Below are 11,132 nucleotides of genomic sequence, written 5' to 3'. Positions count from 1 at the left end.
CCGGGACTCCGGGACTCCGGGACTCCGGGACTCCGGGACTCCGGGACTCCGGGACTCCGGGACTCCGGGACTCCGGGACTCCGGGACTCCGGGACTCCGGGACTGAGGATCGCCGAGCCGGCGATCGAACGCAAGCGGATGTTTCACGGGAAACATCGTTGTCCACCGCGGGGGAGTCGCGGCATCCCGGCGCCCGACTCCTAGCGTTCGGCGCGACCTTCCCCACGGATACGCTTCTTCGGTCGTTTCGACGGGCGTTCCGAACGCTTCAGGCGTTCCGCGGAAAGCACCACCGTGGGAGTGGCCACGAGTCCGGCGCCGCATTCCAGCACCGCGAAGTTTCCCGCGCCGACCCGCTCGACAGCTGCTCGATCCCGCTCCAACTCCTCGCCCACACTAGACCCTTTGAGCGCGAGCATATGTCCGTGGTCACGAAGCAACGGCACCGACCACTCGGCCAATCTCGCCAGGGGAGCGACCGCGCGTGAGGTCACCACATCGGCGCCGCCTGCCTCCCGGATCACTCCGGGTTGTTCGGCGCGACCCCGTACGACGGTGATCGCCAACCCTGCCGCATCGATGAACTCTTTCAAGAACACCGTCCGGCGGAGGAGCGGCTCGACGAGGGTTACCCGGAGATCGGGGCGGGCCAGGGCGAGAGGTATTCCGGGGAGGCCGGCTCCGCTGCCGATATCGACTACCGACGCCCCCTCGCCGATCAACTCACCCACCACCGCACAGTTCAAGATGTGCCGCTCCCACAGCCGCGGGACTTCGCGGGGTCCGATAAGTCCTCGCTCCACACCGGCTGTCGCCAGGGCGGTCCAATAGTCACATACCAGCCCCAGCCGCTCACCGAACACAACCTCCGCTTCAGCCGGCGGCGGCGACTGCGGGGCCGCGGCCGCCGAATCGCCGAGTTCTGGTTTCACGTGAAACACCCTTCTGTCATGTCGCGCCGGATACGCGGCAAGTGCATCGGACCACCGTAGATCTCAACCGTAGCCTTCTACCATCGAGCAACACTCGCGCAGCCGGACCCGCAAATGCGAAGGGCCCGGGTCCACGACCCGAGCCCTTCTTCGATCACCACCGGCCGCTCGACCGGTCCGGCATATTCACTCCGGTATGACGACCACTCTGCGGTTCGGCTCCACGCCTTCGCTCTCACTCCCGACCCCGTCGATCGCGGCGACAGCGTCGTGCACGATCTTGCGCTCGAACGGAGTCATCGGGGCGAGCTGCTCCGGCGCACCGGTCTGCAGGACACGCTCCGCGGCCGCCGCACCGAGCGCACTCAGATCCTCCCGGCGCTTGGCACGCCAACCCGCCACATCCAGCATGAGGCGGCTCCGGACGCCCGTCGCTTGCTGAACCGCGAGCCTGGTGAGCTCCTGTAGCGCGTCGAGCACCTCGCCGCTGTGGCCGACCAGTTTCGAAAGATCGTCGCCGCCGTCGATACTGACCACCGCACGATCACCTTCGACGTCCAGGTCGATATCGCCGTCGAAGTCGAGTACGTCGAGCAGTTGCTCGAGGTAGTCGCCGGCGATCTCGCCCTCCTCGATAAGCGCCTCCTCGGCCTCGCTCATCGTGTCTTCGGCGTCGGCCTTCACTGCGGTGGCGGATACGGTGGCGTCGCCGCCTTCGGTCTCGAGTGTCATGTATTTCCTTTATCTGCTCGCCGTGATCCCGGCCGACCCGATCGACCGGGATCGCGATCACAAGAGGTCTGGGGGAGGGTCAGCGACGCCGCTTCTGATTGGCGCGGCCGCGATTACCGGGCCGCTTCTGGCCACTCGATCGTCGCTGCTGGCCCTGCTGCTTGGGTTTCGTTTTTCCCTTGGCGGGACTCGAGCCGTTGGCGCTCGACGTACCGTCGGTATCCACTGCGGAATCCTCGGAATCGCCGGTCGCGGTGCCCGGCTGCTTCTTCCTGGTGTCGACAGGTTTGGCACCGGGCTTCGGTGCGTTCTGCGCCTGCTTCTCCAATTTCGCCTGACGCTTGGCTTCTTCTTCCTTCGCCATCCGGCCGAAAACGAGATGCTGCTGACCGTAGGTCCAGATGTTGTTGGAGACCCAGTACAGCAGAACAGCGATGGGCAGGAACGGACCGCCGACCAGGACACCGAACGGGAACACCCAGAGCGCCAGCTTGTTCATGATCGCGGCCTGCGGATTGGCTGCGGCCTCGGCGCTCTGCCGGGCGACCGATGCGCGCGCGTTGAAATGCGTGGCGATCGCGGCGATCACCATGAGCGGAATCGAGACCACAGCGATACTCAGCCGGCTGGGCGTACCGCCGTAATCAGCGAAGGCTGCCAGCTGTTCGGTCGGCGCCGTGATGAAGGCCGAGATCGGGGCGCCGAATATACGGGCACTCAGAAACGACTGCACATCGTCCACGTTGAACACGTAGTTCGGAGTATGCGCGTTGGTATAGGGGTCCATTCCGATCTGGCCGAAACCTGTACCGGTCCGGTTGAACGACCGCAATACGTGGAACAGACCGAGGAAGACCGGCACCTGGGCAAGGATCGGCAGACAACCCATGAGCGGATTGAAGCCGTTGTCCTTCTGGAGTTTCTGCATCTCCAGCGCCATCTTCTGACGGTCGTTCTTGTACTTCTTCTGCAGCTCCTTTATCTGGGGCTGCAGTTCCTGCATCTGTTTGGTGGTGCGCACCTGTCTCACGAAGGGCCGGTAGAGCACCAGGCGCAGGGTGAAGACGAGGAACACCACGGACAGCGCCCAGGACAGGCCGTTATCGGCCCCGAACGCGAAGCCGAAGACCCGATGCCAGAACCAGAGGATCCAGGACACCGGGTAGTAGATGAAGTCGAGCACGGCTCTATGCACTCCCGTCGGTAGTGTCACCGATCACCGCGTGCGGTGATCCCTTACAAGCTTGGGGCCGCGGGTCGTCGTGGCCGACCCTGCGCCGCGGCTCCGGCACGGGATCCCATCCACCAGGGTGCCAGGGGGCGCATTTGGCCAGACGCACGAGGGTCAGTCCGAGACCGATCACCACCCCACGGGTGCGCAGCGCGGTGACCGCGTATTCGCTACAGGTGGGGGTGAACCGGCAGACCGGCATCCGGGTGGGGGAGACGTAAGTCCGGTACAGCTCGATCGAGAAGATCAGAATATTCGCCGGCCATCGAGTGACAACTGCCATGCGTGAGCCCCAGGCGCTCATGACGAGGCGCCCGGGTCAGCGGCCGGACCGGTTCGAGGGATGTCGAGCTTGCGGAGCCCGCTGTTCAACTGGCGGCGTAGCTCGGCACTGTCGGCGCCTGCGGCGCCGGGGAGAGCGCGAATCACGATATCCACCTCGGCGGAGATATCCGCGGTCAGTTCGGCACAGATATGACGCAGGCGGCGCGCCACGCGGTGCCTGACGACCGCGGGACCCACCGCCTTGCTGACGATCAGCCCGAAGCGCGGGCCACCGAATCGAACCCGGACCCCGGTATCCACCGGATCCGGGCAATCCACGTGGGCGTGCACCACCAGATCCCGTTTACCCGCTCGCCGACCGCGCCGCACCGTTCGAGAGAAATCGGCACGCTGGTGCAGCCGGTGCGGTTCAGGAAGCACCCGGACACCCGGGGCTCGTCGAAGCCGCCGGACCGGTGAAGTTACCGGCGGCGTGGGCTACGAGATTCGGCGGACCGGGCATCGGACACCGAGTTCGGCCGGAAATCAGGCGGTGAGGCTCGCGCGGCCCTTACGGCGCCGCGCGGTGACGATGGCGCGGCCCGCACGGGTCCGCATCCGGAGACGGAAACCGTGGACCCGCGCCCGACGACGGTTGTTCGGCTGGAACGTCCGCTTGCCCTTGGCCACGGTGAACACTCCTCGAATTGGTGGGCACCCTGCGGCGCCCGAAGCTTTCGGTGATTCTGTAGATGTCGACTCGGCACACCGTCCTGGGAGGGTGCTCAGCACAGGACGGTCACCGCGCCGAGGGGTGACTGTACGAGGGTACTTATCCAGTTCTACCGGGTCAAACTCGCCCCTCCCGCGGCGATCCGGGTCACGACCGTCGCCATCCGCGACCCAGGACGCGGTGGCCATCATCACCGTACTGGCGCGGGTCGCCGGAGGGTCGCAGGTCGAACGCTCGCGCCCGGCCCCGGCGCAGCACGCGACCAGAACGGTGGTCCCCGGAGATTGTCCACATCTGTGGATAATTGTGTGGAAATACCCTGTGAATGGCATATTCGTAGGGCCGACGGTGCCACGCCGCAGCCGGAAGCAGGGGGATCCGGGTAGCGCCCCGGGCGCCGTATCCGTCGGATGCGGCAGGTCTGGTGAGCAACGTAACGGTGTCACTGGGTCGAACCAGTACAGTAGACGCACCGCGAGCCCCGGACGTCTGCGCCGAGCAACCGACTCCCGGGGAGGACACTGGATGGACGACGAGCAGAACGTACTGGCCACGGTGTGGCCGGAAGTGGTCACCGAGCTGACCACCGGTTCGCCCGACGGTGCCATCGGCGCGGTGACCAGGGCCCAGCAAGCCTGGCTGAAGTTGGTCAAACCGCTGATGGTGGTCCAGGGTTTCGCGCTGCTCTCGGTTCCGTCCTCACTCGCGCAGGAAGCCATCGAACGCGATCTGCGCGAACCGATTCTCCGCTCCCTCGGCCGGCGGCTCGGGCCGCAGGTCGAAGGTCTCGGTGTACGGATTGCCGCCCCGCTTCCGGCCGGGGCCGAATCCCCGGCTCCCCGGCACGCCCGGATGACCACCCGGCCGGATCCAGCCGTCGCCAGGCCAGGGCCCGTCGCCAGCGATATCGCCGGGCACACACCTGCCGGTTTCACCGCGACATCACCGGCCGACCCGGCATGGCGTGGCGACAACATCCGGGAACCGGACGCCGGTTCGTACCCCGCGCGTGGCTATCAGCGCGACCCCGGTTTCCCGCAGCCGCCGCGACAGACGAACGAGCCGCGGTTTCCGCCCGCGGAGTTCTCACACGAAGCAGAACTACCGCTCACCGGTGAACTGCCCCGCAATCCCACCCACCCGCGCGGCGCCGATCCCGCACGCCGCGCCACCCTGCCCGAGATCCCGCAGAGTGCGGATTTCGCGCCCGATTCGGTGAACTCCCGCGAAACCGATCCGCCGACCGTCGAGAACTACGTGGCACCGCGGCCCTATCCCCGCGACTACGCACCCACCGGCGAGTACACCCGGGAGCCGGAATACGAGCGGGATCGGGAGTATCCACCTACGGAGTACGTGGAGACCTATCCGCCCGGGCGCGGCGAGATCGGAGAACCGGCAGCGGGCGGCCGGGAACAAAGCGCGCCCACCCGGGAATCGGGGCCCGAAACCGATCCGATCCTGCCACCGCGGCGGACCGCCCGTCCCGCCCAGGAGACGCTTTTCGCGCCCGGGCACCCGGCCGGTGATGCCCCGGCACGGGAGCAGTTGCGCGATCCGGAGCGGGACAGTCTGCGCGAAAGCGTTCGCGATTCGGGTGTCGATCCGTCTCCGGACGAACATCGCGATGACGAGAAAGTAGTGAACGTCCGGGATTCCTGGCCCACGTTCTTCGCCAAAACCCCCGATTCGGGGGATACGGCCAAAGGGTCGGCGAGCCTGAACGCCAAGTACACCTTCGAAACCTTCGTCATCGGTGCGTCCAACCGCTTCGCGCACGCGGCGGCCGTCGCCATCGCCGAAGCACCCGCCCGGGCGTACAACCCGCTGTTCGTATGGGGTGCCTCGGGGCTCGGCAAGACTCATCTGCTGCATGCCGCCGGCCACTACGCTCAGCGACTTTTCCCCGGTATGCGGGTCAAATATGTCTCCACCGAGGAATTCACCAACGACTTCATCAACAGTCTGCGTGACGACCGGAAGGTGGCCTTCAAACGCCGCTATCGCGAGACCGACATCCTGCTGGTCGACGATATCCAGTTCATCGAGGGCAAAGAAGGTATCCAGGAGGAGTTCTTCCATACCTTCAACACGCTGCACAACGCGAACAAGCAGATCGTGGTGTCCTCGGACCGGCCCCCCAAACAACTCGCCACGCTCGAGGAGCGGCTGCGGACGCGGTTCGAATGGGGTTTGATCACCGACGTCCAGCCGCCGGAACTGGAAACCCGGATCGCGATCCTGCGTAAGAAGGCGCGGATGGACCGGCTCGATGTACCGCACGATGTGCTGGAGCTGATCGCCAGCCGGGTGGAACGCAATATCCGCGAACTCGAGGGTGCGTTGATCCGGGTGACCGCGTTCGCGTCGTTGAACGGCCAGCCGCTGGATCAGTCGGTGGCCGAGGTGGTGCTGCGCGATCTGATGCCCGAATCCCAGGATGTCGAGATCACCGCGTCGACGATCATGGGTGTCACCGCCGAGTACTTCAATACCTCCATGGAGGAGCTGACCGGCCCGGGAAAGGCACGGCCGCTGGCTCAGGCCCGGCAGATCGCCATGTACCTGTGCCGTGAACTCACCGACCTCTCCCTGCCGAAGATCGGCCAGGCGTTCGGCCGGGACCACACCACGGTCATGTACGCGGAGAAAAAGGTCCGCAAGGAGATGTCGGAGCGGCGGCGGGTCTACGACCAGGTCCAGGAGCTCACCGCCCGGATCAAACAACGCTCCCGCTGATCCGTTCCCACGGCTGACCTCAGCGGGTGCGCCGGCCTGTCGGTACCCGCAAGGCCGTGTCCATTCGTGCGGGCCATTCTGTCTGCCCGGTGGCGATGTACCCACAAACTGGTCTACTCGAGCCCGCCGACTGCGTCTCGCAGGCGAGTAGCGCCGTGCTCTGTACAGACGGCCGCCATCGGCCACCACTCGGATACCGGTGGCGCACAACATCGAGATGAAGCCTGCCCACGGAGCAGACGATGGCTCAAGGAGTACCTCGTCCGAACCACGCAGACACTTCGTGCCGACGGGACCCGGCAGCCGGTTGCCGCTGATGCCGGGCGAGACGCGTTCGTTTCCGGGTCGGCGTGGCCGGCCCGCACACAGCCCGCTCGGGCCGTGATTCGCTGCGGTCGTGGCGGCTGGATCGCCGAACCGGACCGCAGGATGCGTCCGTTACGGAAAGTCCCTCTGGCGCAGGCCGCTTCGCGAGTGGTCCCCAGATCAGCCCGATCGCATCTCTGCGGTGGCCATCGGTTGTCGTCGGCGTGTCGAAACCATGCACAGGTGTGTCGCTAACACCCTGACAACGCCCTGAGCAGGCTTTTTGGGAAGAACCCGGTTGTGGAATCCACAGGTTGTCCACCGGTCCATCCACAGCTCTGGGACTGCCGTGCGCACAAACTGTCCACAGTCGAGTTATCCACAGTATCCACAGGCGATTTCATACACAGCTGCTGATCAGGTGTGTTCCGGTCAGAGCCCTGGGGACAGCCTGGGGAATCCCTGTGGAATCCTCGAGGAATCCACAGGTTATCCACCGATTCGTGCACAGTGTGCACAACTGCCCGTTTTCTGGGGAGCAATATGGGGATGAACTGTGGACGCCGTGTGGACAACAAATCCTGTCCACAGGCAGCGCGAATTCATCCTCGAGTTATCCCATGGCCATCCACAGCCGGACACGCCTAGTGAACTGCGGAAACAACGGAAATCCACAGTATCCACAGGGCCTATTACTACCCCTGTTCTTCATCTAGAAGATTTCTCTTCAAAACAGGATGTGTGGACAAGTCTCGAATCGCCCGAACGACCCGATCGGGTCCCGGAGCAAGGCAAGAACGGCCGGGAGGCCATCCGGCAGGGAGGCAGACGAGTCCGAACCGCTTGCCCGACCGCTCGAACGCCGGCGGTGCCTACATCGCGTCGCGACTCCCGCCGGTCCCGGTTCTCCACACCACTGGGCGGCACCTCTTACAGCGGGAGATTCCGAGGTTGTCCCCAGGCGTACCGGGGGATGCCTGGGGATATACGCGTGTCCCGGTGCACGGAGCCTGTCCACAGCCGTCCACATCCCGCAGGTAGACAACGCGCGTACCGATGACGGGCCTGGTCTGTTGTGGGCGAGACGACGTATCCTCCACACGGAGGGGCGGGCGACCCGGTCCGACGAAACGGGGTACGGTCTTAAGTCGGTCGCTGTGCCAGACTTCTCCGGCGGTCGGTCCAGCTCTGCGACCGCCGTAACACCGTCGAGCGGCGGAGTCGGCGCGGCGGGATACACGGGGGCAGCACAGCCGCCGATCCACACTGAACGGGAGAGGACACCTCGGGCGATGGACCTTGCAGGCATGAAGTTTCGGGTCGCGCGTGAGGATTTCGCGGAATCGGTCGCATGGGTGGCGCGCAGTCTGCCGTCTCGCCCGCCGGTCCCGGTTCTCGGCGGAGTCCTGCTGGTCGCGGATGACGACGGTTTGACCGTCTCCGGTTTCGACTACGAGGTTTCGGCCCAGATGCGGGTCGCCGCGGAGGTCGCGGGGCCGGGGAAGGTGCTGGTCTCCGGCAAGCTACTGGCCGATATCACCAAGGCGTTGTCGAACAAACCGGTGGATGTCTCGGTCGACGGCACCCGGGTGCTCATCCAGTGCGGTAGTGCGAAGTTCTCGCTGCCCACGATGCCGGTCGAGGACTATCCCCAGCTCCCCGAGGTGCCGCAGTCCAGCGGTCAGCTGGTCGTCGACGTATTCGCCGAGGCGGTGGGCCAGGTCGCGGTCGCGGCCGGGCGCGACGATACATTGCCCATGCTCACCGGTATCCGGGTCGAGATCGAGGGGCCGCAGGTAGTGCTGGCTGCCACCGACCGTTTCCGGCTCGCCGTACGGCATATCCAGTGGCAACCGGCCCGCACCGATATCGAGACCGCGGTCCTGATCCCGGCCCGCACCCTTTCCGAAGCCGCCAAGACGCTGGGCGCGTCCGATCAGCCGGTCCAGTTGTCACTGGGCTCCGGTGCCGGTGCCGACGGGCTCCTCGGGATCGTCAACGGCGGTCGCCGGACCACGACGCGATTGCTCGATGCCGAATTCCCCAAGTTCCGCCAGCTCCTCCCCAAGGAACACACCTCGCTCGCGACCCTGGAGGTCGCCACCCTCACCGAGGCGATCAAACGTGTCGCCCTGGTGGCCGAGCGGGGTGCCCAGGTGCGGTTGGAGTTCTCTGCCGAGGGATTGCAGCTGTCCGCCGGCGGCGATGATGCCGGCCGGGCCGAGGAATGGCTCACCGCCGATTTCCGGGGGGAGCCGCTGACCATCGCCTTCAACCCCGGATATCTCATCGACGGCCTGTCCGCGCTGCATTCGGAGCGGGTGACCTTCGGGTTCACCACACCGAGCCGGCCTGCCGTACTGCTCCCGGCGCGCGAGGAAGAGCCGGAGCCACTGGAAACCGGTGCGTATCCGGCGCTGGACAGCGAATACACCTATCTGCTGATGCCGGTCCGGCTGCCGGGCTGACCAGACGTGGGTTCGGCAACGCTCGTCCGGCACCGATCCACACAGGCCACCGGAGAATTCATCATCACCGTAACCGCGGGTACCGGGGGGAGCGATGCTCCCGCAAACCCCCGCCGCCACCTGCGACGACGGGAGTTATCCACAGCTGTGGATAACTCCCCGGTAGACCTCCGGGTGGTGTGAATACGTGCATATTCGTGCTCTGACCTTGCATGACTTCCGTTCCTGGGAACATGCTGAGATCGAGTTATCCACAGGCCCTACGGTTTTCCTGGGGGCGAACGGTAACGGTAAGACCAACTTGCTGGAGGCCCTCGGCTACCTGTCCACACTCGGCTCGCACCGGGTATCGGCCGATGCCCCGCTCATCCGCACGGGCGCCGATCGTGCCCGGATCGGCGCCAATGTGGTGCATCTGGGCCGTGAGTTACGTGTCGATGTGGAACTGAATCGTGGGGCGGCGAACCGGGCGCAGATCAACCGGTCACCGGTGCGCCGGTCGCGCGAGATCCTCGGCATCCTGCACACCGTGCTGTTCGCGCCGGAGGATCTGGCCCTGGTCCGCGGCGATCCTGGTGAGCGCCGGCGGTTCCTCGACGAGTTGTGCACCACGCGCCGCCCAGCGCTCGCCGGGGTCCGCGCGGACTACGACCGGGTGCTGCGGCAGCGCTCGGCGCTGCTGAAAACGGCCGGGCGTTCGAGCCGCGCCGATCTCGGCACGCTCGATGTCTGGGACGGTCATCTGGCCGCACATGCCTCGGTACTGCTCGCCGAACGCCTTCGGCTCATATATGAACTCCGTCCGCACATCACCCGTGCCTACACAGCGCTCGCCCCGGAATCACGGCCGGCGACTGTCGCGTATCGCAGTGCGGCCCTACCGGCCGAGGTACTCGACCCTGATCGTGTGCCCGAACCGGGCGACCCGGCGCTACTCGAGCAGATCCTGCTGCGGGAGATCGCGGCGGCGCGGCCCCGGGAACTCGAACGTGGCGTCTGTCTGGTCGGCCCACACCGGGACGAGCTGGATCTCGTACTCGGCGAGACCGCTGCCAAGGGATTCGCCAGCCACGGGGAATCCTGGTCGTTCGCGCTCGCCTTGCGGCTCGCGGCCTTCGATCTTCTGCGGGCCGGCGGGACCGAGCCCGTTCTGCTGCTCGATGACGTATTCGCCGAGCTCGACCGTCGCCGTCGCACCGCCCTGGCCGCTGTCGCGGCCGATGCCGAACAGGTGGTGATCACCGCGGCCGTACCCGAGGACGTCCCCGCCGAACTGGCGGGGACGACGCTGCGAGTGACGACCACCGGTGACCCTGAACACCGCATATCCGGGATCTCACAGGACTGTCTTCCGGGGTCCGGGCCTCCGGCCGGGGACGATCCACCCCAGGCTGTTTCCAGCGAATCATCAGCACCCCGGACACGCAGCGGTTCGCATCTTGCACGAGGGCCGGGGCATTCGTAGAGTGAGCCGGTACGTCGGGCCGCTGTCCCTGCCCGATACGTAATACACAGTTATCCACAGGCTGTGGATAACTTGTCAGGCCAGGTCGTCGGCCCGGACTCGGGCAGTGACCCGGTTCGACCGGCGAAAACCCGGGCCGGCAATCGAAATACCTACCCTGAGCAGGGGTTGTTCCCTGTTCGATGGCTCTCGCCCGATGCTGGGGCCGCAATATCGGGGTTCTGTCCTCGGATGTGCACAACTCGAGCGAAGACCGGCCGGG

General features: G+C 65.9%; 9 protein-coding genes. 3 read left to right on the top strand and 6 right to left on the bottom strand.

Annotated elements, in window-relative coordinates:
• Positions 1-200: 200 nt before the first annotated feature.
• The 6 genes from rsmG to rpmH all read right to left on the bottom strand — a co-directional run bounded on the left by rsmG (position 201) and on the right by rpmH (position 3,849).
• Positions 201-863 (bottom strand): 16S rRNA (guanine(527)-N(7))-methyltransferase RsmG, encoded by a 663-nt coding sequence (rsmG, locus tag ABZ827_RS22760; RefSeq protein WP_357239997.1) that lies wholly within the window; start codon positions 861-863, stop codon positions 201-203.
• A gap of 255 nt (positions 864-1,118) precedes the next feature.
• A complete protein-coding gene (locus tag ABZ827_RS22755; RefSeq protein ID WP_357239995.1) occupies positions 1,119-1,592 on the bottom strand; it encodes a protein jag in 474 nt (157 codons plus the stop codon).
• 151 nt (positions 1,593-1,743) lie between these two features.
• Positions 1,744-2,847, bottom strand: a complete 1,104-nt coding sequence (gene yidC / locus ABZ827_RS22750) for a membrane protein insertase YidC (protein WP_357239928.1) — start codon at positions 2,845-2,847, stop codon at positions 1,744-1,746.
• 4 nt (positions 2,848-2,851) lie between these two features.
• A complete protein-coding gene (gene yidD, locus ABZ827_RS22745; RefSeq protein ID WP_357239925.1) occupies positions 2,852-3,178 on the bottom strand; it encodes a membrane protein insertion efficiency factor YidD in 327 nt (108 codons plus the stop codon).
• Between the two features lie 17 nt (positions 3,179-3,195).
• Complete coding sequence (gene rnpA / locus ABZ827_RS22740) at positions 3,196-3,600, bottom strand: ribonuclease P protein component (protein ID WP_357239922.1); 405 nt, start codon at positions 3,598-3,600, stop codon at positions 3,196-3,198.
• A gap of 105 nt (positions 3,601-3,705) precedes the next feature.
• Positions 3,706-3,849, bottom strand: a complete 144-nt coding sequence (gene rpmH, locus ABZ827_RS22735; protein WP_040744549.1) for a 50S ribosomal protein L34 — start codon at positions 3,847-3,849, stop codon at positions 3,706-3,708.
• Between the two features lie 568 nt (positions 3,850-4,417).
• Between rpmH and dnaA the strand changes: the two genes are divergently transcribed.
• From dnaA to recF, 3 genes are all read left to right on the top strand, one after another.
• Positions 4,418-6,631: a chromosomal replication initiator protein DnaA gene (gene dnaA / locus ABZ827_RS22730; RefSeq protein ID WP_357239918.1), complete on the top strand. Its 2,214-nt coding sequence runs from the start codon at positions 4,418-4,420 to the stop codon at positions 6,629-6,631.
• 1,598 nt (positions 6,632-8,229) lie between these two features.
• Positions 8,230-9,405: a DNA polymerase III subunit beta gene (gene dnaN / locus ABZ827_RS22725; RefSeq protein ID WP_357239915.1), complete on the top strand. Its 1,176-nt coding sequence runs from the start codon at positions 8,230-8,232 to the stop codon at positions 9,403-9,405.
• A gap of 187 nt (positions 9,406-9,592) precedes the next feature.
• Entirely contained in the window at positions 9,593-10,870 is a 1,278-nt protein-coding gene (gene recF, locus ABZ827_RS22720; RefSeq protein ID WP_357239913.1) for a DNA replication/repair protein RecF, read from the top strand.
• Positions 10,871-11,132: the final 262 nt, after the last annotated feature.

The organism is Nocardia sp. NPDC019395 (genome assembly GCF_040632335.1).
Lineage (GTDB): Bacteria > Actinomycetota > Actinomycetes > Mycobacteriales > Mycobacteriaceae > Nocardia.
Note: the sequence above shows the minus strand (reverse complement) of the source record. Positions and strands in the feature narration are given on the sequence as shown.

Excerpts from the sequence above, each read along its gene's own strand:
- ABZ827_RS22755 (WP_357239995.1), bottom strand. The coding sequence starts at position 1,592 with ATGAGCGAGGCCGAGGAGGCGCTTATCGAGGAGGGCGAGATCGCCGGC.
- yidD (WP_357239925.1), bottom strand. The coding sequence starts at position 3,178 with ATGGCAGTTGTCACTCGATGGCCGGCGAATATTCTGATCTTCTCGATC.
- dnaA (WP_357239918.1), top strand. The coding sequence starts at position 4,418 with ATGGACGACGAGCAGAACGTACTGGCCACGGTGTGGCCGGAAGTGGTC.
- dnaN (WP_357239915.1), top strand. The coding sequence starts at position 8,230 with ATGGACCTTGCAGGCATGAAGTTTCGGGTCGCGCGTGAGGATTTCGCG.